23 protein-coding genes and 2 tRNA genes are annotated in these 25,143 nt (G+C 34.3%); 13 read left to right on the top strand and 12 right to left on the bottom strand.

The annotated features are described in order from the left end of the window. Positions 1-51 precede the first annotated feature (51 nt). The 4 genes from BM246_RS06685 to BM246_RS06670 all read right to left on the bottom strand — a co-directional run bounded on the left by BM246_RS06685 (position 52) and on the right by BM246_RS06670 (position 3,344). Entirely contained in the window at positions 52-189 is a 138-nt protein-coding gene (locus BM246_RS06685; RefSeq protein ID WP_074936683.1) for a FeoB-associated Cys-rich membrane protein, read from the bottom strand. A 13-nt stretch (positions 190-202) separates the two neighbouring features. After that, positions 203-2,302, bottom strand: a complete 2,100-nt coding sequence (gene feoB, locus BM246_RS06680) for a ferrous iron transport protein B (protein WP_074936680.1) — start codon at positions 2,300-2,302, stop codon at positions 203-205. Beyond that, a complete protein-coding gene (locus BM246_RS06675) occupies positions 2,295-2,531 on the bottom strand; it encodes a FeoA family protein (RefSeq protein ID WP_042496137.1) in 237 nt (78 codons plus the stop codon). The genes feoB and BM246_RS06675 overlap by 8 nt, the downstream gene beginning before the upstream one ends. A gap of 144 nt (positions 2,532-2,675) precedes the next feature. After that, a complete protein-coding gene (locus BM246_RS06670) occupies positions 2,676-3,344 on the bottom strand; it encodes an SCO family protein (RefSeq protein WP_042496138.1) in 669 nt (222 codons plus the stop codon). Positions 3,345-3,505: 161 nt separating this feature from the next. Here BM246_RS06670 and rseP point away from each other — a divergent pair, with 161 nt between their 5' ends. After that, a complete protein-coding gene (gene rseP / locus BM246_RS06665; protein WP_074936678.1) occupies positions 3,506-4,852 on the top strand; it encodes an RIP metalloprotease RseP in 1,347 nt (448 codons plus the stop codon). 81 nt (positions 4,853-4,933) lie between these two features. Next, positions 4,934-5,007, top strand: a tRNA-Asn gene (locus BM246_RS06660). A 521-nt stretch (positions 5,008-5,528) separates the two neighbouring features. Here BM246_RS06660 and BM246_RS06655 read toward each other — a convergent pair. Further along, a tRNA-Ile gene (locus BM246_RS06655) sits at positions 5,529-5,602 on the bottom strand. 51 nt (positions 5,603-5,653) lie between these two features. Further along, positions 5,654-6,055 carry a methylmalonyl-CoA epimerase gene (mce, locus tag BM246_RS06650; protein WP_074936676.1) on the bottom strand — a complete coding sequence of 134 codons (402 nt, stop codon included), beginning with the start codon at positions 6,053-6,055 and terminating at the stop codon, positions 5,654-5,656. Positions 6,056-6,314: 259 nt separating this feature from the next. On the opposite strand from mce, the gene rbfA reads away from it, so the two are divergent. The 5 genes from rbfA to BM246_RS06625 all read left to right on the top strand — a co-directional run bounded on the left by rbfA (position 6,315) and on the right by BM246_RS06625 (position 10,448). After that, positions 6,315-6,752 (top strand): 30S ribosome-binding factor RbfA, encoded by a 438-nt coding sequence (gene rbfA / locus BM246_RS06645; protein ID WP_042502346.1) that lies wholly within the window; start codon positions 6,315-6,317, stop codon positions 6,750-6,752. A gap of 1 nt (position 6,753) precedes the next feature. After that, positions 6,754-7,959 (top strand): ABC transporter permease, encoded by a 1,206-nt coding sequence (locus tag BM246_RS06640; protein WP_074936674.1) that lies wholly within the window; start codon positions 6,754-6,756, stop codon positions 7,957-7,959. Positions 7,960-8,248: 289 nt separating this feature from the next. Next, complete coding sequence (locus BM246_RS06635; RefSeq protein WP_074936672.1) at positions 8,249-8,851, top strand: TetR/AcrR family transcriptional regulator; 603 nt, start codon at positions 8,249-8,251, stop codon at positions 8,849-8,851. A 56-nt stretch (positions 8,852-8,907) separates the two neighbouring features. Continuing rightward, positions 8,908-9,705 carry a haloacid dehalogenase type II gene (locus BM246_RS06630; protein ID WP_074937139.1) on the top strand — a complete coding sequence of 266 codons (798 nt, stop codon included), beginning with the start codon at positions 8,908-8,910 and terminating at the stop codon, positions 9,703-9,705. An 8-nt stretch (positions 9,706-9,713) separates the two neighbouring features. Next, positions 9,714-10,448, top strand: coding sequence for an SDR family oxidoreductase (locus BM246_RS06625; RefSeq protein WP_074936670.1), 735 nt, complete (start codon positions 9,714-9,716; stop codon positions 10,446-10,448). A gap of 263 nt (positions 10,449-10,711) precedes the next feature. On the opposite strand, the gene dusB is transcribed toward BM246_RS06625, so the two are convergent. The 4 genes from dusB to BM246_RS06605 all read right to left on the bottom strand — a co-directional run bounded on the left by dusB (position 10,712) and on the right by BM246_RS06605 (position 16,133). Next, on the bottom strand, positions 10,712-11,707 hold the full coding sequence (dusB, locus tag BM246_RS06620) for a tRNA dihydrouridine synthase DusB (protein ID WP_074936667.1): 996 nt from the start codon (positions 11,705-11,707) through the stop codon (positions 10,712-10,714). Positions 11,708-11,798: 91 nt separating this feature from the next. Next, the gene (locus tag BM246_RS06615; protein WP_042496155.1) at positions 11,799-12,452 is read right to left on the bottom strand and encodes a hypothetical protein; all 654 of its coding nucleotides are present in this window, start codon (positions 12,450-12,452) and stop codon (positions 11,799-11,801) included. Between the two features lie 36 nt (positions 12,453-12,488). Next, a complete protein-coding gene (locus BM246_RS06610; RefSeq protein ID WP_074936665.1) occupies positions 12,489-13,604 on the bottom strand; it encodes a T9SS type A sorting domain-containing protein in 1,116 nt (371 codons plus the stop codon). A 63-nt stretch (positions 13,605-13,667) separates the two neighbouring features. Beyond that, entirely contained in the window at positions 13,668-16,133 is a 2,466-nt protein-coding gene (locus BM246_RS06605) for a hypothetical protein (RefSeq protein ID WP_074936663.1), read from the bottom strand. A 196-nt stretch (positions 16,134-16,329) separates the two neighbouring features. Here BM246_RS06605 and BM246_RS06600 point away from each other — a divergent pair, with 196 nt between their 5' ends. The 3 genes from BM246_RS06600 to BM246_RS06590 all read left to right on the top strand — a co-directional run bounded on the left by BM246_RS06600 (position 16,330) and on the right by BM246_RS06590 (position 18,779). Continuing rightward, entirely contained in the window at positions 16,330-17,079 is a 750-nt protein-coding gene (locus tag BM246_RS06600; RefSeq protein WP_074936661.1) for a prolipoprotein diacylglyceryl transferase, read from the top strand. Positions 17,080-17,187: 108 nt separating this feature from the next. After that, complete coding sequence (locus BM246_RS06595; protein WP_074936659.1) at positions 17,188-18,582, top strand: radical SAM protein; 1,395 nt, start codon at positions 17,188-17,190, stop codon at positions 18,580-18,582. After that, positions 18,579-18,779, top strand: coding sequence for a hypothetical protein (locus BM246_RS06590; RefSeq protein ID WP_042496165.1), 201 nt, complete (start codon positions 18,579-18,581; stop codon positions 18,777-18,779). Before BM246_RS06595 ends, BM246_RS06590 begins: the two co-directional genes overlap by 4 nt. Before the next feature lie 82 nt (positions 18,780-18,861). On the opposite strand, the gene BM246_RS06585 is transcribed toward BM246_RS06590, so the two are convergent. Beyond that, the gene (locus BM246_RS06585) at positions 18,862-19,944 is read right to left on the bottom strand and encodes an HmuY family protein (RefSeq protein WP_074936658.1); all 1,083 of its coding nucleotides are present in this window, start codon (positions 19,942-19,944) and stop codon (positions 18,862-18,864) included. Positions 19,945-19,962: 18 nt separating this feature from the next. Continuing rightward, positions 19,963-22,095: a TonB-dependent receptor plug domain-containing protein gene (locus tag BM246_RS06580; RefSeq protein WP_074936656.1), complete on the bottom strand. Its 2,133-nt coding sequence runs from the start codon at positions 22,093-22,095 to the stop codon at positions 19,963-19,965. A 113-nt stretch (positions 22,096-22,208) separates the two neighbouring features. Here BM246_RS06580 and BM246_RS06575 point away from each other — a divergent pair, with 113 nt between their 5' ends. Genes BM246_RS06575 through BM246_RS06565 form a run of 3 tightly spaced genes read left to right on the top strand, consistent with a single transcriptional unit; the run spans position 22,209 to position 25,111 of the window. Further along, on the top strand, positions 22,209-23,114 hold the full coding sequence (locus BM246_RS06575) for a DUF6607 family protein (protein WP_074936654.1): 906 nt from the start codon (positions 22,209-22,211) through the stop codon (positions 23,112-23,114). Between the two features lie 5 nt (positions 23,115-23,119). After that, complete coding sequence (locus BM246_RS06570; protein ID WP_074936653.1) at positions 23,120-24,613, top strand: ankyrin repeat domain-containing protein; 1,494 nt, start codon at positions 23,120-23,122, stop codon at positions 24,611-24,613. Between the two features lie 6 nt (positions 24,614-24,619). Beyond that, positions 24,620-25,111 (top strand): DUF2271 domain-containing protein, encoded by a 492-nt coding sequence (locus BM246_RS06565; protein WP_074936650.1) that lies wholly within the window; start codon positions 24,620-24,622, stop codon positions 25,109-25,111. Positions 25,112-25,143: the final 32 nt, after the last annotated feature.

Raw genomic sequence — 25,143 nt, 5'->3', positions numbered from 1 at the left:
AATATAGATATATTCTTAAAAAGTAAGTAATATTTGCTCTATGAATATGTTTTAATGACAGCCGCAACCATCATCTCCACCGCAGGCCTTTTTAGTACTCGGTTTCTTTACGAAGTATTTTTTAACTAAAGACCAAACCGCAAAGGCTACAGCTGCAAAAACGAGTATATTTTGAATTATAGTATTCATTTTATTTTAGTTTTTATTTCAATAATTGAAAAGCAATTAAAGCTGTAATATAAGCAATTGCCGTCATGATTACCAATTGCCAAACTGGCCATTTCCAGCTGTTAGTTTCACGTTTCACAACTGCCAACGTACTCATACATTGCATCGCGAAAGCGTAGAATAAAAGCAACGAAATACCTGATGCCAACGTAAACAACGGCCCTCCTAAAACAGGGTTAACCTCTTTAGCCATTCGGTTTTTAATAGTATCTTCATCATCATTTCCAACACTATAAATAGTAGCCAATGTTCCAACAAAAACCTCACGAGCAGCAAAACTACTTACAATAGCAATACCAATTTTCCAATCGTATCCCAAAGGTCTAATAGCAGGTTCAATAGCATGTCCGGCAATACCAATAAAGGAATGCTCTAATTTATGCGAGGCTATTTTTTGTTGCAATTCATCGTCAGATAAATTATTAGCAACGTTTTCAGTTTTAATAATTTCTTCAGCATTATTAAAATTATCGCCTGGTCCATAAGACGCCAAGAACCAAAGCACAATAGAAATCGCTAAAATAATTTTACCAGCACCAAATACAAAAGACTTCGTTTTTTCGATAACCGTAAGCGCAACATTTTTAAAAAGCGGCAACTTATAGTTAGGCATTTCTACCACAAAAAAGGTTTTACTTTTTATTTTAAGAATCTTATTTAAAATATACGCCGAAACTACTGCAGAAACAAAACCTAGTAAATACAACAACATTAACGTTAATGCTTGATATCCTAAACCTAAAAACCGACCTTCTGGAATAACCAACGAAATAATAATTAAATACACTGGTAATCGAGCCGAACAGGTTGTAAACGGCGTAACCAAAATGGTAATTAATCGCTCTTTCCAACTTTCTATATTTCGGGTGGCCATAATAGCTGGAATAGCACAGGCTGTACCAGAAATAAGTGGCACAACACTTTTTCCGCTAAGACCAAAACGCTTCATAATGTTATCCATCAAGAATACCACACGGCTCATATACCCACTTTCTTCCAAAACCGAAATAAAGAGGAACAAAAACGCAATTTGCGGTATAAAAATCACAATTCCGCCAAGACCAGAAATAATACCTTCGGCTAATAAATTAGTAAAAGCACCAGATGGCAATGTGGTTTTCACCCACTCGCTTAACGATGCAAAAGCCCCGTCTATTAAGTCCATTGGCACACTAGACCAATCGTAAATTGCTTGAAAAATAGTAAGAAGAATAAAAAAGAAAATAACATACCCCCAAACTTTGTGAGTTAGAATTCTATCGAGCTTAGACCGTAAATCTTTAGCTTGAGTAACATCTATAGTTTTTCCTTTTTTAAGAACATTGTTTATAAACTGATACCTTTTTATGGTTTCACGCTGTTGTAAACGCTTTAAATCGCCACTGGTTTTAGTTTTAAAACTTGCTATGGCATCAATTTCATTTCTATCGGTTTTTCCGAAGTTAACATCTTGAGTAATTACTAGCCAAAGTTTATAAATAAGTTGATTAGGAAATGCCTTTCTTAGCGCATCGAAATAAGGTTTATCAATTTCCGAAGGATCTAAACACGGTGTTACCGAAAGATCACGATAATTAGTAATAAGTTCTTTTAACCTATCTATCCCTATGTTTTTACGTGTACTTATTAATGCAATTTTAGTTTGAAGTTGTTTTTCTAAATAATCAATATCCAACGAAATACCTTTATATTTCATCCTGTCAGACATGTTTATCACTAGAATTGTCGGAATTTCTAAATCCTTAATTTGAGTAAAAATTAAAAGATTTCGTTTTAAATTCTCTACATCACTAACAACAACGGCAACATCTGGATAATCTTTATCATTTTTATTTAAAAGCAATTCGATAACCACACTTTCATCTAGCGACGAAGCATTTAAACTATAAGTTCCGGGTAAATCAATAATATGCGCCTTTACACCACGTGGCAACTTACAAACCCCCTCTTTCTTCTCCACCGTAATGCCTGGGTAGTTTCCAACTTTTTGGTTTAACCCTGTTAAAGCATTAAAAACCGAAGTTTTACCCGTATTTGGATTCCCTATTAAGGCAACGTTTATTTGCTTACTCATGCGTTATTTTTTCAATTAAAATATGCGAAGCCGTTTCTTTTCTAATCGCAACATGCGACCCATTTATATTTAAATACATAGGATCCTGAAAAGGAGCAAACTGAATTAACTCGACAAAATTCCCTGGCAAACATCCCATTTCTAATAATTTTAGTGGAATATTTTTAGATGAAACATCGGTAATAACACCGCGTTCGCCTCGTTTTAGATGTGCTATAGTGTATTGCAAGCTTATTTAGATTGATTTTAAAGAAGCAAAAGTAATGTAAATGTTTAGAAGTTAAAAAGTTTATCGAAAATAGTTTGAGGATTTTAAGTCGTAGTTACAACCGCTAGCTTTCAGCATAACAACTATTTAATTTGCCGGCAACCCTTATTTTTCTTCTTTTAAAATTGAAATATCTTTTAACAACCTATCAATCTCTTCCTCATTGGTACCATCATAAAAACCTCTAATTTGTCGCTTTTTATCAATAAGCATAAAGTTCTCTGTATGTACCATATCATAAGGCCCGCCATATTCAGCGTCTTTTACAGCGAGATAACTTTTTCTGGCCAACGTGTAGATTTCTTTTTTATCACCTGTTACTAAATTCCACTTTTTATCGTTTACACCTTTTTTTTCAGCATAACGTTTTAATTGTGCTACGGTATCAATTTCTGGCGTTACGGAGTGAGATAGCAACATCACCTCATCATCATTTATAATTTCCTTTTGAATTTTCACCATATGATCCGTCATAATCGGGCAAATGGTTTGGCAGGTAGTAAAGAAAAAATCGGCAACGTATATTTTATTTTTGTAATCGTTTTGCGTGATGGTTTTACCATTTTGATTCAACAAAGCAAAATCGCCTATTTTATGATATTTTTTTTGATACTGAAGTGTGCTATCCACCAATTCGGCACTTACCGATGCGGGCTGATAAATTGGTAATGGTTGATATACATTTAAAGTATTGTAAATTAACGATACAATAACCACGGAAATAACACCAAAAACAATGAAGAAAATCTTGTATTCTTTAAAAATAGAACCCATTATCTATAAATTTTAGACAAAAATACGAGATAATTTAGATAAGCCCCTTGTGATTGAACCCTAAATTCCTGTTAAAACCAATGCCTTTGTTTGATTGTCTTTTTTAAAGTTGGTTTAAAAGCTTACTTTTGTGCGATTATAAAAATTTGACTGAAAAATATATGGAGTTTGTTATTAAAATATCGCAGTTTTTGCTAAGTCTTTCGCTGTTAATCGTTTTACACGAATTAGGGCATTTTATCCCTGCAAAACTTTTTAAAACGCGAGTAGAAAAATTTTACTTATTTTTTGATGTAAAGTTTTCTTTATTCAAGAAGAAAATTGGCGATACTGTTTACGGAATTGGCTGGTTACCACTTGGTGGCTATGTTAAAATTTCGGGTATGATAGACGAAAGTATGGATACCGAGCAAATGGCTAAAGAACCACAACCATGGGAATTTCGCTCTAAACCGGCTTGGCAACGTTTAATTATTATGCTAGGTGGTGTTACAGTAAACTTTGTTTTAGCTGTAGTAATCTACATTGGTATGAGTTATTTTTATGGTGATAAAATTTTACCAGTTCAAAATATTCAAGATGGTTTATTAGTACAAAGTAGTGTTGCTAACAATGCCGGACTTTTAACAGGAGATAATGTTATTGCCGTAGATGGTACCAAGATTGACGATTATTCTCAAATTTCTGAAAAAGTACTTTTTGGAAAAGAAATTACTATTGAGCGTAACGGACAAGAAAAAACGATAACTTTTCCGGAAGATTTTTTAGCACAACTTATAGACTCTAAAGAAAAAGGATTTATTAATTTAAGAATGCCTTTTGTTGTTGTTGAAGTGCCAGACACATCGGCTAATAAAAGTAGCGGACTTAAAAAAGGAGATATTATTGTTGGTTTAAATGATTACAAAACCAAATATGTTGATCAAGTTACTACTGGTTTAGATAAATTTAAAGGACAACAAGTTTCGGCAACTATACTTAGAGATAATAAAGAAACAACCTTACCACTAAATATTAGTAGCGATGGTAAACTAGGCTTAGTTTACGCGCCACAATCTACCTATGCAACATTAGAGGCATTAGACTATTATAAATTTCAAACTAAAGAATATAGCTTTTTAGAAGCAATTCCTGTTGGTTTAGAAAAAACTGGAGATAAAATATCCTCTTACATCACACAGTTTAAAGCTATTTTCACACCAAGTACAGGCGCATACAAAGGCGTAGGTGGCTTTAAAGCTATTTACGATATATTTCCTAGTTTTTGGAGCTGGCAAGTATTCTGGGGCATTACAGCGTTTTTGTCTATTATGCTAGGTGTTTTAAACTTATTACCTATTCCTGCACTAGATGGTGGACATGTTATGTTTTTACTATACGAAATGATCTCTGGAAGAAAGCCTGGAGACAAATTTATGGAGTACGCACAAATGGTTGGATTCTTTCTTTTAATAGCATTAGTGCTGTTTGCAAATGGTAATGATATCTACAAAGCGATATTTGATTAAATTTTTTAAAAAAAATTTAAAAAATGTTTGCGGCATTTAAATAAAGTTCTATCTTTGCAACCGCTAAGCAAAATAGCACAGTCCTTCTTAGCTCAGTTGGTTAGAGCATCTGACTGTTAATCAGAGGGTCCTTGGTTCGAGCCCAAGAGAAGGAGCAAAATTAAGTCTAACAGAAATGTTAGACTTTTTTGTTTTTAATAGGTTTTGGTTTTTCTGAGGTTTTAATACTTCTTAACGATATTACAACTCTACAAATAGAAAACGCGAACCAACACTCTATACTTTTAAACGAAGCACGAATATAAATTCTTGACGTATAATTAGAATACATAGAGCGCTTTTAAGCCCATTTAAAAGAACACCGAAACTCATTCAAGCAAACAAAGCAAATAAAACCAGAGAAAGCCTATAAAAACGCTTAGCCAAAACCATACTCTACTTTAAAAAACACTTAACCAAAACTATACTCTACTTCAAATCGAAACAGTTAATTTATTTTTTCAAAAAGAACAAATTAAGCCCTTCCTAGAAAACCTCTTTTATTTCTAAAAGAAATCAGAAAGACAACAGGCTTACTCTATCAATATCTAATCAATAAAGCGCCAAAACATCTCTTTTATTTATCTTTAAAGCACAAAAAAAGCCTCACATTGCTGTGAAGCTTTCAATCTCTATGTGGTCCCACTTGGGCTCGAACCAAGGACCACCTGATTATGAGTCAGGTGCTCTAACCAACTGAGCTATGGGACCGAAATTGGAGTGCAATATTACTATTTATTTTAGATGTAACCAAAAAAAATATCACTTTATCTCTTGGCAAAGTTCAATTAGTACACCATTTGTAGATTTCGGATGTAAAAAAGCAACTAATTTATTGTCCGCTCCACGCTTTGGAACCTCGTTTATAATTCTAAAACCTTCATTTTTTAAACGCATAATTTCAGCTTCAATATCTTCAACATCAAAGGCAATGTGATGGATACCTTCTCCATTTTTATCAATAAAACGGGCTATTGCGCTATCTTTCGAGGTTGCTTCTAACAATTCAATTTTATTATCGCCAACCTTAAAAAACGATGTATTTACATGTTCACTTTCTACTGCTTCGGTTTTATAAGGTAGCTCTCCAAAAAGTTTTGAATATAAATTATTAGAAGCTTCTAAATTTTTTACTGCAATGCCAATATGTTCAATTTTTTTCATCTAAAAACCTGTTTTTTCATTTCTGTGAATGCGAAAAGCTTAATTTTATTCTAACAATACATGCAAAAGAAAATATCAAATCTGTTTCGACGCAGTTCTTTTACATTCTCTTGGCAAGAATATCACTAAATAATCCCTCCCAGACAAAAAGAATAAACGAGTCTGTATTCCTTCCGCGAAAGCGTTAATTTGTTAATTATTATCTAAATTAATCTGAAAATATTAAAATACACCTCGAAAAACAAGATAATCTTTAAATATGCTTTATTTTTGCAATCTAAAAGCATTTTATAAAGTGGAAGAAGCAGAAAGTCAAAGACAAAAAAAAATAGGTGGGGTTTTACAGCAAGATTTAGTAGAAGTTCTACAAGGAGCTGCCACACAGGGCGGAATGCGCGGTGTTTTAATATCGGTATCTAAAGTAAAGGTTACTGTAGATTTATCGGTTGCGAAGGTCTATTTAAGCATTTTCCCTAACGATAAAGCACCTGCTCTTATGGAGGGCATAAAATCGAATACACCATTAATTCGCCACGAATTAGCACAACGTACCAAACACCAGTTGCGCCGTATGCCTAATTTAGAGTTTTTTATAGACGATTCTTTAGAGTACATCGACCAGATTGAAAAATCTTTAAAAGGCGAAGAAAACCCTATCAAAGATCCTAATATTTTAGACAAAAGAAAAAAATCGTAGATTGAGTTTCCCACTATATATAGCAAAACGTTATTTGCGCTCCAAAAGCAGCAATAACGCTATTAATTTTATTACCAACATTGCTATTATTGGTGTTATTCTCGGGGCTGCATCTTTATTTATTGTGCTCTCTGGTTTTGCCGGATTAAAAGATTTTACACTACAGTTTTCTACAGAAATAGACCCAGATTTAAAGGCCGAAACCACCGTTGGTAAAACCTTTATGCTTACTAAAGCTATCGCAGAAAAACTCGATAATTTAGAAGCCGTTGCCGAGTACTCTAAAATTATTGAAGAACGCATTTTTATAACTAGCAATAACAAAACTACTATTGCTAAAATAAAAGGTGTAGATGGCAATTTTCAAAACATTGTAAACATAGATTCTGCAATGGATACGGGCAGTTGGTTAGACCAAAACACAAACGAAATTGTTGTGGGTTGGGGCATTTCTAAAAACTTATCTTTAGGCATTCTAGATTTTACAAAATCTATAAACATTTATGTTCCCAAGCCTGGAAAAGGACAAATAACATCTACAAAAGATGCCTTCAATACCGTTCGCGCAGTAAATGTTGGTATATTTTACATAAACGAAACCTTAAACGACGGCTACATTTATGCACCCATAGATTTAGCAAAAAGATTACTTAATTACCAAGACAACCAAATATCGTCTATAGAGTTTAAGCTTAACCCGAACGCAGACGAAACCCAAGCTAAACAAAGCATACAAGCCATTTTAGGTGATAACGTTACCGTAAAAAATCGCGCACAATTAAACGATGCACTTTACAAAATGTTAAACACCGAAAACTTGGCCGTTTACCTCATTTTTACCCTAGTACTCATCATTGCATTTTTCAACGTTATCGGCTCATTAATTATGATGATGCTCGATAAAAAGAAAAGTTTAAGCACCCTATTTAATATAGGAGCCACGGTAAAAGATATTCGTAAAATATTTTTCTATCAAGGTAGCTTAATGAGTATTATTGGTGGCCTTATCGGGCTCGTTACCGCACTTATTATTACCTTTTTACAACAACAATTCAGCCTCGTCATGATCACGCCATCGCTGCCATATCCTGTTGCCATCCGTATCGAAAACATATTTATCGTTTTTATTACCATCTCGGTTTTAGGCATTATTGCATCAAAAATTGCATCGGTACGTATTACAAAAAACATGGTAAAAACCGTGTAAATAATTTTGGCGAGTTGCCAAGAAAAATGGCAAACAGGCTTTCCGCTATATCTTTTTTGTAAGCACTTTTGGTTAACGTTCTACAACAGTTATTTTAACACAAACTCGGCATAGCCTAAAGTATAAGCTATTTTAAGCTTTCAAAAAAGGATGCCGCATCAATCCTTCTCGCAGGTTTACCTTCCAACAAATAGCGAAACCCACAAATAATTTTTATCCGCACAGCATACAAATTAACAGAAAAAGTTAAAAAACATACCTACTAGTATTTTTTATATACATTTGTCATATGTTACAGGAGCAAAAATCGGAATTCACAAAACAAACCATTCTTAACGAGTCGTTTAAACTGTTTTATAAAAACGGATTTAAAACCACAAGTGTAGATACTATAATGAAAACCACCAAACTCACAAAAGGGGCGTTTTACCATCATTATAAAAACAAAAAAGAATTGGGTCTTGCCGTAATAAGCTTAAAACTACAAGAGCGCGTTTTTAAAGGTATGATAGAACCTTTACAGCAACCCGGAAATGTTGTAAATATACTAGAAAATACATTTTCTGAAAGGTTAAAATCTTTCTCGCTACACGATAAAAAACACGGTTGCCCAACAAACAATTTTATAAACGAAATTGGCGATTTTGAAACCGCATACCAAATGGCATTAAAACAAATAATAGATAATTGGCGTGATGCCTTAATCCTGTTATTAGAGCGTGGTAAAACAGAAGGTAGCATTAAACAAAACATCTCGAGCGCATCGGTTGCTGTATATTTAATAAGTGCTTTTGAAGGCGTGCGTGGTATTCGAAAACTCTATGATACCGATGTTATTTTAGATGAGTACATGAGCGGCTTATCTATTTATCTACAGCAAATTAAACATTAATATTTTTTTACACTAAAAACATACCTATTAGTATGTTTTATAAAACAACAATTGCAATGAAAAACGAAACAAACAAAAGAAGAGACTTTCTAAAAAAATCGGCCATGGTAGGTTTAGCAGCACCGCATTTAGCATTTGCCTCAACAAATACAGAAACTGCAAACACAACATCTAGCAAGCGACCAAAAGTTTTATTTTTTGATGTAAACGAAACACTACTCGATTTAACAGCCATGAAGGAAAGTGTTGGTAAAGTATTAGGCAATCGCCCAGATTTATTACCGCTTTGGTTTACAACCATGTTACAGTATTCTTTAGTTACAACCGTAGGAAGACAATATAACGACTTCGGAATTATTGGAGCTGCAGCATTACAAATGGTAGCGGCAAACCATGGCATTTCTATTACGGAAACGCAAGCCAAAGAAGCTATTTTAGGACCGTTACGTTCTATTCCTGCACACCCAGAAGTAAAACAAGCATTACAAAGTTTAAAAGATGCTGGCTACAAATTAGTATCTTTCACAAACTCATCTAATAAAGGTGTGGAAACGCAATTTAAAAACGCAGGATTAACCGAGTATTTTGAACAACGCTTAAGTATTGAAGATATGGGTAAATTTAAACCACATGCAGATGCTTACGATTGGGCCGCAAGAAAAATGGGCGTACAACCAAACGAATGCATGCTAGTAGCCGCACATGGCTGGGATATTGCCGGAGCACTTTGGGCTAATTGGAGAGGCGCTTTTATTAGTCGTCCGGGAGCTCAATTATATCCATTAGCAGCATTACCAGAACTATCGGAATCTAATTTAAAAAACATAGCAGATAAACTCATTGCACTAAAATAATATACATTATGAATCTAGAAAACAAAGTTATACTAGTAACCGGATCGTCTAAAGGCATAGGAAAAGAAATTGCTATACAGTTAGCTAAAAATGGCGCAAAAGTAATTGTTAACCATTCTAATAGTGAAGCAGAAGCTCAAGAAACAGTAGACACTATTGTTAAAAATGGCGGTGCAGCTATTTCAGTAAAAGCGGATGTTAGCCAAAAAACGGATGTTGTAAATCTCTTTGATAAAGCTATTGAGGCTTATGGCAAAATTGATGTTTTAGTAAACAATGCAGGTATTATGACTTCTAAATTACTAAAAGATTGCACCGAAGATGATTTTAATAATCAATTTGATGTAAACGTAAAAGGTGTTTTTAATACACTACAAGAGGCCGACAGCAAACTGGCTGATAACGGAAATATTATTAATATATCTTCGAGTACAGCAAAATTAATGTTTCCTACTTACGGTATATATTCATCTACAAAAGCGGCTGTTGAGCAAATGACTCGTGTGTTTTCTAAGGAAATTGGCCGCGGTATTTCGGTTAACGCTATCGCTCCTGGAGCTACAGAAACCGAGTTGTTTTTAAAAGGAAAATCTCAAGAATTTATTGACAAACTAAGTGGTATGAATGCCTTTAACAGACTAGCACAACCTATTGACATTGCTAACGTTGTTGTGTTTTTAGCGAGCTATGAATCTAAATGGATTTCAGGCCAAGTTATTGGCGCTAATGGTGCCTTAGTTTAGTAGTACAAAATTTTTAATTATCGGCAACAGGAGATGTCGCAGCTATAGTCGGGTATAGCTTTCATTCTCTTTTGCGACTTCTCCTAACGTCGTTATTATAATAAACAAACCAAAAACAACAGGTATTACAAAAAACCTTAGCAGGTTATTGCAAAAGCGATAGTAATGGTTAGCTTTTGGTGAGGCGCGCATCGAGCCAAAACTAGTAATGGATAGCGCGGTGGCTTGCCATTTGCCAAAAACTGATAAGTTAAATGCGGAATTTATTCTGTGAATTGATGTCCTGCAAATTTTTCTAAAACCTCATCGAAAGCTGCAAAAACATCTTCGGAATGATCGGATGTTACCATTTTCATGCGGTGCTCCTTAAAGTGAGGAATACCTTTAAAATAATTCGTGTAATGACGTCGGGTTTCAAAAACCCCAAGCGTTTCACCTTTCCAATCGATAGACATTTGTAAATGACGGCGAGCCGCCTCTACACGCTCTTCTAAACTTATTGGAGCAAGATGTTCGCCTGTATTAAAAAAATGTTTTACTTGTTTAAAAAACCACGGATTCCCGATAGTAGCACGACCAATCATGCAGCCATCTAAACCGTAATCGTCTCGCATTTCCATAGCGCGTTCTGGTGTGGTAACATCGCCGTTTCCAAACACAGGAATATGCATACGTGGGTTATTTTTTACTTGTGCAATGGGTTTCCAATCGGCATCACCTTTATACATTTGCGCTCGCGTACGGCCGTGTATTGCAATGGCTTTACAGCCGACATCTTGCAAGCGCTCGGCTACTTCCACAATTCTAATAGAATCATGATCCCAACCTAAACGGGTTTTTACAGTTATTGGAATATTGGTGCGTTTTACCATTTCGGCGGTAAGTTGCTCCATTAAACATACATCTTTTAGAATGCCTGCTCCTGCGCCTTTACTTACCACTTTTTTTACTGGGCAACCAAAATTAATATCGATAATATCTGGTTTAGACTCGGCCACAATATCTATAGTTTGTAGCATGCTATCTAAGTTTGCTCCAAAAATTTGAATACCTACGGGGCGTTCTTTTTCGTAAATATCGAGTTTCATAACGCTTTTTGCGGCGTTACGAATTAAACCTTCGCTCGATACAAACTCGGTATAAACCACATCTGCGCCTTGTTCTTTGCAAAGTGCGCGAAATGGCGGGTCGCTAACATCTTCCATTGGCGCTAAAAGCAATGGGAAATCGGGCAATTCTATGTGATCTATTTTTACCAATGGGTTCTGTTTTTGGGCAAAATTAAGGCTTTTTACTTAAATGTATAAGGTTTTATAAAACCGGATAGATTTTAAAGTTTTTCTTCCTAAATTAATTCTCGCCTAGTTCGGTGATTTTCTTTTCGTACAGTTTTTTGCTTTCTACTACGGCAACGTTTAGTTCTTGCATAATGCCGTCTACACGATCTTCAATACTTTTCATTTGTCCGTTAATAGAATCGAAAGAATTTAATGCGGCAGCAACTTCCAAAGCTTTAACAACCTCAACGGCATCGTTGTGTAAAAGTTTTAATTTATCTATGGCTTTAGAGGTATTCGCTAGTGTGCCATTATATTTTGTTTTGGCTTTATTAATAGCCGATAACAATGTGTTTTTACTTTTTTGATCACTTAAACTATTGGTTTGAGTTTCCATTGCCGTGAATAAATTAGCCGCTTTAGTTTTTAAATCTTCGTATTCTTTATTCAGGTTTTTTACGCGTTTATCCACTTTTTCCCAGTCGCCATAAACTTTAGCAAATTCTTTATCTTCATTTTTAGCATCTTCTAAAGCTAACTTTAAAGCGCCCAAAGACTCTAAACCTTTGTTTACGTTTTTGTTTGCAACTTCTTTTTTGCTTTCGAACGTAGCAACTTGAGATTTGAATTTATCTTTTAATCGAATTAAATCTTCTGGGCTTTTATCCTTCCAACAAGAAGTTAAAATAAAGAACAAAGAAAGAACAGCAATAGATTTTTTAAACATTGATTTGTGTATTGATAATTTTGGCAAAATTAATGTTTATTTCTTAATTATCTTTTTGATGCTAGATGTGTTGTTGTTTTGTGTGATTTTCACAAAATAAATACCCAAATTAAAGGCTTGCATATTTAGTGTTTTACTATTACCCAAGTGAAGTAAAGCACCTTTAGTATTGAATATTTCTACCTTTTGAAAGTTGTTTGCTTTAATAGACAACGTCGTATTTACTGGGTTTGGGAATAATTGAAATTCCGCAACACCATCATTATTTATTGATAGTGTATTTTCTTCTGAAAAAGAAATAAACTTGCCGTAATCGGAAATTCCGGAATTATTAAAAGTCTCTGATGTTATAAAATACTTACCGTCACCATTACCCGTAATACCTTCTATTTGCTCGAAACCAAAATTAGCAGATAATGATGTTTGCGTGTTAGTTCCCGAAAAAACATCGATGCCTGTAAAGTTTTCGCTTTCCCAAACAAAGGGTTGCAAAAACTGAGTGTAGCCAATTAAAAACAACTTTTTGCTTTCACTATTGTATGTAGCACCTGAGGTTAATCCGCCACTATTAAGTGTTGAAGGCAACGGATTAAGCCCATAATTACCAGCCGTTTTTGGAATTAAATAGGCTCTGGTATTGCCATTAATCCAGTTTCTGCTAAAGAGTATTAAATTTGCTGTATTGAAGGAAATTAAAGATTCGGCATCCCACTCGGTATTATTTTCATTGTTAGTAAAACTCGTTTGAGCAGCATAATTAAAAGAGATAATTTCTGCTGTAACATTTGTGGAGTTTAAATAATCCGTTTTACTAATTTTATAAATTTTTAAATCTGTTCTATCGCCTGCATAATTTCCAAAATCTCCTATATAAATATAAGAGTCGTCTTGAGTAAGATCTTCCCAATCTACATTTGTAGTATTTAAAACAGTAACTGTTCTTGTAACCAAACCAGAATTAACATCTAATTCATAAAGCTTGTTTTCGCCACCAGAATCGTTATGCGTGAGTAGTTTATTATTGAAAAATATTATCCCCGAAGATTCGTTTAACTCATCTGGCAATGCAAACTCTTCTATAGCATCACTAATTTGTGCAAAAACAGTGCTTACACTAAAAACAAAAACGATTAAGAGAGCAATAAACTTCATGCTATCAAGGTAATAAGAAAACGGATGGTATAATTAAAAAATCGACCATCTCCATAAAACAACCTATTTTTCAATAGAATACATTGTTTTTACCACAACAGGAATACCATTTGCCGTAATACCTTCTAAACTTAATTTTACTTCGGTTTCAACTTGAGTATTGTAATAATGAAGTTCTAAAACGCCAGTTTTATCTGGATGCACATACGGATTCCAATACAAGGTGTTACGGATAGACGCGTTCTTATCTTTACTATCGGCTATAATCTCCAAATTTGGCGAATAAAACACACGACCTTCATCATACCCCTTTATCTGTTTATTTATGGTTTGTAAGGCCTCTTTAGGGTTACCGTTACCAAAATTAGAATTCGAATTGTTTGTTGTATAAACCTTAATAGAACCATTTGCTCCTTGGTTTCCATAAATCATTGTAGAAACGGAGCTATTATCATATTCTATTTTTAAAACATCTTCCGGTTGAATATCCGTTAACATTGCAATAATCATATCCGATCCCTCTTGTTGTGGATCTAGTAAGCGGTTTTGATCTATTAGTATTAATGCGGCTCCTGGGTTTCTAGTAAACTTTATGCTTTCGCGATTACCAACTTCGAGCGTTGGAATGGCGTATTCTAACAATTCAAAAACACTTGCAAATTTTGGAGTACTGTCGTCTACAACATATCCATTAGCCATTTTGCTGTGTATATTAATGTCTTCTCCCACTACTTGTTTTTTTCCGGTGACTTCAATTTCATTTAAAACATTCTCGGGCATCACGTTAAACTCAATATATTTTTTATAAATATTTTGTTTTACACTCTTTATTTCTGGAGAAAATTTAACGCTAGAAACTTTAGGCATAGCACCAACATACATTGGAGATTTAAAGATAGAGTCTAAAACAAACATGCCGTTTTTCTTTCCTCTTTTATTTTTAGTGGTCAATATAATTCGCGCTTTCCCTGTAATATCTAAATTATCAAAATTAAACATACCTAATGAATCTGTAATCTCATTTAAGCTCCCTATACTTTTATTAAACAACGTTAAAGAAATGGTATTCCCAACAATTGGTTTTGGTAAGAAAAGATGTTTAACGTGCCCTGAAATATTAATTCCTTTTTCTACTTTAAAATCTGGATTATCAACAACTTTTCGCTCTTGTTTCCATAAAAAATCGCGCCAGCCTTGGGTTAATAGTAACACATCTAAATGCTGTAGTCTAGCAGGATTATTAGTATCGAAATAATAACCCGCGTTATGCACTTTACCTTTAATATCAGATTCCATTAAAAAATAAGAACTGATATTACTTTCGTTATTATTTAAATCTTTTGAGCCATTTAAATCGGTTACCGCTAGTGAGTAACTTGCAGGAACTGCCACGCCAGAATTATCTATAGATGTTATATTAAGCGTAACTTTCTCCTGTGTTTTATAAGATGTTTTATCCGTAGTTAAACCAACTTTTAAATTTTTACTTTTTTCTACATAAACCAAACGTTCACTTTGTGGTTTTAAATCACCATCGAATAACGTAATTTGACTTATGCCTTCCGGAAGTTCGGCTTGAGGCAATTCTAACAATAATTTAGTGCTCGATAACTCTAGTTTTTCCTCAAAATATAAAAGTCCTCTAGATTTATAACGCAACATAATTGGCTTCTCGGCATGCGCTAAACGCGTAGCTTCGTTTGTTTTTATGGTGATAATACTTCTGCCTTTGATGTCACTATAACTTAACAAAATCCCTTTTGAATCTGCTGCAGGAAGCGGCACTTCTATATCAGGATGGTTGGTAGCTGTAATTTTAGCATAATAGGTTTTACCCGACTCGGGTTGTAATTGAAATACACCCATACCGTCGTGAATACTCATAAAAAAAGTTACGAGTTCGTTGTTAGAATCATACACTTTACCTTGCACTTTTATAGGGTTTCCGTAAACATCTACTGCTTTAAAAGCAACAACACTAGGCACATCTTGAATAAGCGATCCGCCTTCCGGAAAAAACTGAACTTTTAAAGTTTCTTTTTCGCTTGCTGTAGAATCGATATTATTTGTTTCTGAATTTGCAGCTGTTGCCTCACTGCTAGTTTCTGTAACCTCATTAAAAACATCTAGAACTTCTATATCTTTTTTGAATACAAAATCTTTTCCAAAATTACGAGTCCAATTGGTATACGCTCGTATTTGATATTTACCAGGTTTTACTCCTGCAGCATCAGTTAACTTAAAATCGCCATGCCCTAAACCGCCTATCAATTTGGTGGTGTTTCGAAGCATTATTTTAGAATCGGACGAAATTAATTCTACATACAAAATATTGCTATGGTTGTATAAAACATTATTGTAAGCGTAAACCATATATACCTTATACCAAAGCGATTCTCCAGCTACATATGTATTTCGATCAGTATGAACATAAATTTTTTCAATATCTGGAATAGTTTTTTCTTCTTGAGAAAATAAAGATGAAATTGTTAGGATTACTGTGAAAAAACAGATTAATATTTTTTTCATGTTAGTTGGTGTGGCTTAGTTTAGTTTTAAAAAATTAATATAAGGCTTTTCCCTCGAATTAACTCTTTAACCTTTAAAGAAATAAGACTTAAAAAGGCCCTAAAGGTTTAATTACTGAACCAACATAAACAGTTAGAAACTGAATTATGAAAACCTAAATTGAAAAAATCGGCTATATTTATAAAAAAATCACCCTTTGCAAATTCCATTTACACCCGAAATTTTCGGCTATACTATTAATGTTCATTTAGTATTAGAATACTTAGCGTTCTTTATTGGTTTTCGGTATTACTTGTTTTTACGGCGCAATAGTACCGATGCTATTTCTACCACCAACCGCTTATCTATAATTCTTGGTGCTGCTTTGGGTGCACTTATTGGCTCCCGCTTGGTTGGTTTTTTAGAAAACCCCTTGGTGGAATTCTCAAGAGAAAACCTGGTAGAATTGCTAAACGCCAAAACCATAATGGGCGGTTTATTTGGTGGTTTACTTGGTGTAGAACTCGCTAAAAAAATAGTTGGCGAAACGCAACGCTCTGGCGATTTGTTTGTATTTCCTATAATTTTAGGCATTTTTATTGGCCGAATTGGTTGTTTTCTTTCCGGAATTAACGAGTTTACCTATGGTTATGAAACCTCTTCGATATTTGGGATGGATTTAGGCGATGGCGTTTTAAGACACCCAACATCGCTTTACGAATTGGTGTTTTTAATATTACTTTTTATAGGTTTACAAAAGCTTAAAACATCTGCAACTCTAGAAAACGGAATGCTTTTTAAATGGTTTATGATTCTGTATTTCGCCTTTAGGTTTTTTATTGAATTCTTAAAACCTAATGTGTTTTATGTTTTTGGTTTAAGCTCAATTCAAATATTATGTTTAATTTGTTTGCTGTATTACAGAACCACTATTTTTAGCCTAAAAGTTGGCAAAAAAGTGCGTTAGGGATTGCAACGTAAAGCCCACAGCCTGACGAAGGAAGTGCGAGGACTTGCAGAGAAAAGCCCGACCCTTTTCGGGTAACGCCCAAATATTTATTATAAAACAAAGAAAATGCCTGTTAGAAATTATACTTATTACGATTTTACTTTAAGCTTATGCCCGGAATGTTTAAAGCGTGTGGATGCTAAAATTGTGTTCGAAAACGGTAACGTTTACATGCTAAAACGTTGCAAAGAACACGGGAATTCTAAGGTCTTAATTGCCGACGATATTGAGTATTATAAAAACATACGGAATTACAATAAACCTAGTGAAACGCCTTATGTTTTTAACACCAAAACCGATTATGGTTGCCCGTACGATTGTGGGTTGTGCCCAGACCATGAGCAGCACAGTTGCTTAACGGTTGTGGAGGTTACCGACCGTTGTAATTTAACGTGCCCAACCTGCTATGCAGGATCATCGCCTACTTACGGCAGACACCGTACTTTAGACGAGGTTAAGGCGATGTTAGACACTATTGTTAGGAATGAAAAAGAGCCTGATGTGGTGCAAATTTCGGGTGGTGAACCCACTATACATCCGCAGTTTTGGGAGATTATGGATTATGCAAAATCGTTACCAATTAGGCATTTAATGCTGAATACTAATGGTCTAAAAATTGCTAAGGATATCGCTTTCGCGGAACGATTAAAAACGTATTCACCCGATTTTGAAATTTATTTACAGTTCGACTCTTTTGAGAATAGCGTTTTACAGGAATTACGTGGTGCAGATTTAAACCATATTAGAGCGCAGGCTATTGCCAATTTAAACGCTGTAAACCTATCGACCACATTGGTGGTTACGTTACAAAAAGGCTTAAACGACCATGAAATTGGGAAAATTATAGACTATGCTTTAAAACAAAAATGTATTCGTGGCGTCACGTTGCAACCTACGCAAATTGCTGGTCGACTGGAGAATTTTAATCCGGAAACGGATAGAATGACTTTAACGGAAGTGAGACGGAAAATAATGGAACAAACCGATATTTTTAATCCTGACGATTTGTTGCCTGTACCTTGTAATCCGGATGCTTTGGTGATGGGTTATGCTTTAAAATTGGGTGAAGAAGTTTTTCCGTTAACGCGATATATAAACCCGAACGACTTGCTAGATAATAGCAAAAACACTATTATTTACGAGCAAGATGCACAGCTGCAAGATAAAATGGTTGAGTTATTCAGTACAGGAAACTCTGTAGAGGTTGCCGAAGAAAACTTAAAATCTATTATGTGCTGTTTACCTAATATTGATGCGCCAAATTTGGGTTACGATAATTTGTTTAGAGTTATTATAATGCAATTTATTGATGCTTATAATTTTGATGTGCGTGCCATAAAAAAATCTTGTGTGCATATTGTGGATAAAGACAATAAAATTATACCTTTTGAAACCATGAACTTATTTTATCGTGATGATAAAAAGGCCAGATTAGAAGAACTTAGAAAAGAAATATTATGATGTTTTTAGAAGTAGGAAATTTAGATGGTTTAATATACCTTATTCTAGCCATTATGTTTGGGCCAGCAATTTTTCTGGCTATTATTGGCTTTATCGTGTTTAAAAAACATAAAAAAGCTGCTAAGATTCTTTTTATTTTAGCCGCCGTTTATTGTATTGTAAGCTTAGGGATTTGCGGGAGCATGATGGCTAGTTAAAACATAAACTAACATTAAAAGCCACTCATTTACGAGTGGCTTTTTTTTGACTAACTTAAAATAACTGGTACTAATACAGTTGCTATTGCAACAGGCTATAAACAAACTCAGGGTAACCGCGCTCGCCATCAGCGTTGGTTAATGCTAAAAATTGTAATTTATATAGGTTTCCATCGGTATCGTTTACCACATAAAATACATTGTCTTTTAAAGAAGGTAGAGATCCTGGGCCACCACCATTTCTCCAGCTACTACCAATACCGCGTTGGTCGCTATTAAAATTTGCGCTATTAACGTTTGCTAAAGTAAAATCGGCATAAGTAAGAGCATCTACGTCTGTATCCACCATATAAACTTGCGCATTTGCTTTTACATTATTTACAACAAAATCGGAATACCCGTAAGATCCATAACCTTCTATTTCATTAGTGAAAACGGTAAAATTTAAATCCCAATTTGTTTTTTCTGGCTCTACACTTAGTATTGTTTCTGTATTAAAACTAAAGAATGTAAAGTTGTAATTAGAATCTTTAGAAATAGTTACTTCTTCATGAGTTGCTGCATCTAAATCTGCATATTGTAAAACATAATCGTCTCCACTTTTTAAAACACGTATTTTTTTCCACCCTCTAGAATCTCCAGAAATAGAAACACTACCTGTAGCAGGAGTCTCTGTACCTACGGCGTTTCCTAAGTTTACTAAATACACTTTGTTATCTGTATCGGTAGTAGATATTTCTGAAATGGCAGTATTTGTAATTGCACCTTCTGGAGAATCTACATATATAATGTTTTCAGCTTGGTATGTACCAACAGCCACTAAAGGTTGTAAATCTTGGACTTCGGTAGACGTTGAACTTACAGCATCAATGTCGGTTTCGTTTAATTCGGCTACAGCCATATAAATTGACCCATTTATAACAACTCGAAATTCAGATCCGGAATAAAAACCTAAATCCCAAGAATCTCTTTGGATAGCCGTTGCTGTATTAGAACTTAAATCGATATAAACTTGGTTTTGCTCGTTTGGCCCACCAACTTCTGGAGATACCGCAGCTCCTTCAATTACTATTTTTATGGGTTCGCTAGGTGTATCGTCACTGCTACAACTCGAAAAAACAAGTGCAAAAATGCATAAAATTAAAGTTGAAAATTTGTTATTCATATTAAAAGTATTTATTGGTTAAAAATTAAGATTGTATAAAAGTTTTAAATAATAAGATCGTCCATAACCCAGTAACAACGAGCTACTATTAGTTGCATGAACAGCGCCACTAGAAGAACCGCTAACTCTAACATCAGTGACATCGAGCAAGTTTCGACCTCCCAGAGTAGCTTGAATTTTATTGTTGAAAAAAGATTTTTTAATAGATGCATCTAACCACGAGTAAGCATTGGTTGTTGCTTTTTCGAATACAGAATTTCCATCGTCATCGGTTCCAGAACCCACATAATCTTTCTGTTTACCGTTGTGTTTTAAAAGTAGCGTTACACCTGTATTCCATTTTTTAATGAAGTAATTCGCGCTTGTATTTATTTGATACGAATACAGAAAATCATTATTGGCATTCACTTCATTATTTGCAATTCGGGAAATCCCCTGAAGCGTAGCGCCTAAATTGAAAGACCAATTATTGGTTTTTATTTTATTTTCCGAAGTTATTCCCCATAATTTATAAGCATCAATATTGATATACTGATACTGCAAAGGCGAAGTATTTACAACAGCTAAATCTATTTTATCGTTAACATCGAGATAGGTAATTTTAAATGTATTTATAAGCGAAACATCATTTATCCAACTTCGCTTTTTAAGATTTATAGCCGCTGAAAACCCATTCTCCGGATTTAAATTTTCATTCCCTTGAACATCGTGATTAGAATCTACAAAATAGTAATACAACTCACTAAAGCTTGGCGTACGATAAGATGTGCCGATATTCCCTCGCAATTCAAAACCTTGTTTCATTAAATAGCGCGTGCTAAAAGAACTTATTAATTTGGAATGAAATAGCGAATTGTACTCATATCGAATCCCTGGACGTATTGAAAACTTATCACTTAAGCTAAATTCCGAAGACCCAAAAACGGCTGTATTATTTTGCTTTTGTTCCTTATCTAACTGAGTAACATCTCCAGAGGCTTCGGTATCAAAGCCTTTCATTAAGCGACTTTCAAACCCCAGTTGAAAATTAAACACATCACTTTTTACCAAATTACTGACCAAACCTTTTGCAAAAAACACATGACTAGACTGATAGGTTTCATCGCTTTCGTTTGTTCTGTCTTGGGTAAGTATGTAATAATTAAACTCGTTTAAATCGCGTGTTTGCTGCTGGTAAGAAAGCGACAGTCCATAATTTGCTCCGGATGTAAAATGTCCGTTAAGATTTAAATTATTTACAAATCGATTTGTAGTATAAATTTTATCGGTTGCCGAGGGATTACTAGTTTGTCTTTCTGTATCAATATTGGCTCGAACAGCGGCATCGTAATAATGAATCACTTCATTAAAATATTCCGATTTATAAGATAAGCTGAAGGATTTCTTCTTATAATTTAAAAATACATTAGAGTTTATTTGTGTTTTAGGTAACCAATCATACCCGCGTAAACCATCATTTTGATAATGGTTTTCACCTAATTGTGCATTATAAAATCCTGCAAACTGATTTCGGTTTACACCAACACGACCAAACCAATTGTCATTAATATTATGCGAAATATTTAAACCTTGAATATGCCTACCTTCATCAAACCAACCATACTCATCGCTTACAGTTTCCTCTTGTAAAATGGCCTGAATACGCCATGTATTATCTATGGATGCTTTTGTGATAATGTTAATAACACCCGAAACAGCATTGGCTCCGTACTCTACACCCATAGCGCCTTCAACAATTTCAATACGGGCAATATCATCGAGATTTATTTGAGTTAAATCGATATTATTCCCCAAACCATTATCACTTACTAACGGAATATTATCAATCAAAACATTAAAATACTGCGCATCTAAACCAAAAAATGAAATGGTCGATTTTCCGCTTTGCGCATTAGGAATAACCGTTAAATTTAGATTATAATTAAGTAAATCGGCCAAATTATTCGCAGCCTGATTTTCAATTTGTTCACGGTTTATAACGATAACACTATTAACCGATTTTCGGATAGACTGCGGATTGTATTGTCCCGTAACCACAACTTCCTCTAAACTATTTACGTCTTCCTCAGCTTCTTTTTCTGCTTGAGAAAATGCGATGCTTGAAAAAGTTATTGAAAAAAAGATTAAAATAATGTTTTTATTTAGATTCATTCTATATAAATTTGCTACAAATATAAACGTTATTTTAATTCAGTCTAAATAAGAACAATAAATTTTAATTTATTTTACATCAATCACTAACCCAAGAAAAAAACAGCTTAAAAATGAAACCATTAGCGCTATTAATTTTAATATGCTTTACAATTACAACAACAGTAAAGGCCCAAAACAAGAAAAAACAAGATGCCGCTGCCATTAAAAACATGTGCGGTTGTTTTGAAGTTACCTTTAATTTTGCCGAGACTTTTAACTACAGCGAAGACTCGCTATACAAACCATCGCAAACCAAAGTTGATAAGGGGTTAGAGTGGGCCCAACTTGTTGAAGATGATAAAAACAAAATTTCTATTCAGCATTTATTACAAGTTGGACCAGCAAACAGCCCATACATTGTAAAGCACTGGAGACAAGATTGGCTTTTTGAAAACACAGAGTTCTACATGTTTAATGGTGATAATACTTGGAATTTTATCACAAAACCAAAAGCTGAAGTTAAAGGGCAATGGGCGCAAAAAGTATATCAGGTAGATGATAGTCCGCGTTACGAAGGTTCAGGAACTTGGGTGCATGTAGACGGTAAAAATTACTGGGAAAATACTACCGATGCGCCACTACCAAGACGAGAATACACAAAACGTAGCGATTACAATGTAACCACACGTGGCAACCGTCACGAAATTACAAGCACTGGTTGGGTACACGATCAAGATAACAGTAAAGTAATTCGTGAAGCTGGCAAAGCTGATGTGATTTTAGCTAAAGAAAAAGGGTATAACACTTACGTGAAAGTAGCCGATAACAAATGTAAAGCTGCTGCCGATTGGTGGACAGAAAACCAAGATAAATGGGCACTTGTTCGTAACAAATGGGATGCTGTTTATGGCAGAAACACCAACCTTAGTTTAGAAGAAAAAGTAGACAACAAGCCACTTTACAAGTTTTTGTTTGATAATGAAAACTACAATACTTCAGAAAAAATTAACCCAATAATAGAATCTTTTGTAAAATAATATATATGAAACAATTAATAACAATCGCATTAATCTTAGCGTGTACTTTCAATGTCTTTGCGCAGGACACAAACTCATTACGCGACAAAAAATTCTGGGTAAACAAACCCAGTTTAGAAAAAGTAAAACAAACCATTAAGGAAGGCAATAGTCCTTCGGAATTAACCGCCTTTGGTTTTGATGCTGTAACAAGTTCTATCTTTGCTAAAGCCGATTTTAACATCACAAAATACTTATTAAGTTTTGAAGAAAATGGTGTTAACAAACTAACACACGATGGCAGAACATACTTGTTTTGGGCAGCTTACTCCGGAAATTTAGAACTCGTAAATTACCTTTTAAAAAACGGTGCGAAAACTGATATTATTGATGATAAAGGAAGTTCTCCATTAATTTTCGCAGCTGCCGCAGGACAAACAAACACAAAAATATATGATGCTCTAATAGCTCACGGAGCTAACGTACTTACGGAAACAAGTAAAGATGGTGCTAACGCACTTTTACTTTTAGTTCCTAAATTATCAGATTTTGAACTTGTCAACTATTTTGAATCTAAAGGCATCGATTTAAAAAGTAAAGATAATTACGGAAATGGTGTGTTTAATTACACAGCAAAATCAGGAAATATCGATATGCTTAAAAAGCTTGTAGCTAAAGGTATTGAATACAATACCATAAATAAAAATGGTGGAAATGCTTTTATTTTTGCTAGCCAAGGTGGTCGTGGACATTCTAATGGTATTGAGGTTTACAACTATCTAGAAAGCTTAGGTATTGAAGCCAATGTTACTACTAAAAAAGGTACAAACCCATTACATAACGTTGCCGCAAACACTAAAGACATCAAGATTTTAGATTACTTTATAAAAAAAGGAGTGGATGTTAATAAGCAAGATGAAAACGGAAATACGCCATTTATAAAAGCAGCGCAATCTAATAGTTTAGACATTGTAAAATATTTAGAGCCACTTAATAAAAACATTAATTTATTAAACAAAAAAGGACAATCGGCTTTAACGCTTGCAGTAGAACGTAACAAGCCTGAAGTTGTATCTTATTTATTAGCTAACAAGGCCGATGCTAAAATTGTAGATAAAGAAGGTAATAATTTAGCTTACTATTTAGTAAACACTTACAGCAAAAGGCAAAAAACTGGTTTTAACGAAAAGGCAAAGCTATTAAAAGCAAATCAAGTAGATTTTACTGCTACGCAAGCTGGTAATAACACCTTATACCAAATCGCGATAGAGAAACTAGATTTAGATTTACTAAAATTTTTAGAACCAATAAAAATCGACATCAACACTACCAATAAAGATGGCCTTTCAGTACTTCATATTGCAGCCATGAAAGCGAAAGATGCTTCGATTTTAAAATACCTCATTGAACAAGGTGCCGATAAAAAAGCTCTAACAGAATTTGAGGAATCTGTTTTCGATTTAGCTCAAGAAAACGAGATACTAAAAGCAAATGCAATCGATATTAACTTCTTAAAATAATACCCAATGAAAACAAAAATAAAACTATACGCATACCTTAGCATACTTGCTTTAACGATACTAACAACTTTAGCATTTACACCAAAACCAAACACTTTTAAATGTATGGTACAAATGATTAATTATTCTGGAGAAGGCGCTTATGTTGTAATTTCCTTAATTAATCCAGAAGGTGACTATGAAAAAACACTTTACGTACAAGGTGACGATGATGAATGGTACCATGATATTTCTGAATGGTGGCGTTTTTACGGAAAAACAAGACCATCTATCGATGCCATTACAGGCGCCACTATTGGTGGAGGAGAACGTGCTATAAGTGTAGTTGAAATTGAAAACGATAAAATAGACGCTGGATACAGCATCCGTTTTGAAACTGCCGTGGAAGACAAAGAATACCACACCAAAGATGTTGAGTTTCCTTTAACTTCAGAAAACGTAAAATTAAAACATGAGGGAAATGGTTACATACGCTATGTACGTATGATACCGCAATAAATCTCTCGGGGCAACACGCCTTAATATTTAAC

This window comes from Algibacter lectus (assembly GCF_900112395.1).
GTDB lineage: Bacteria > Bacteroidota > Bacteroidia > Flavobacteriales > Flavobacteriaceae > Algibacter > Algibacter lectus.
Note: the sequence above shows the minus strand (reverse complement) of the source record. Positions and strands in the feature narration are given on the sequence as shown.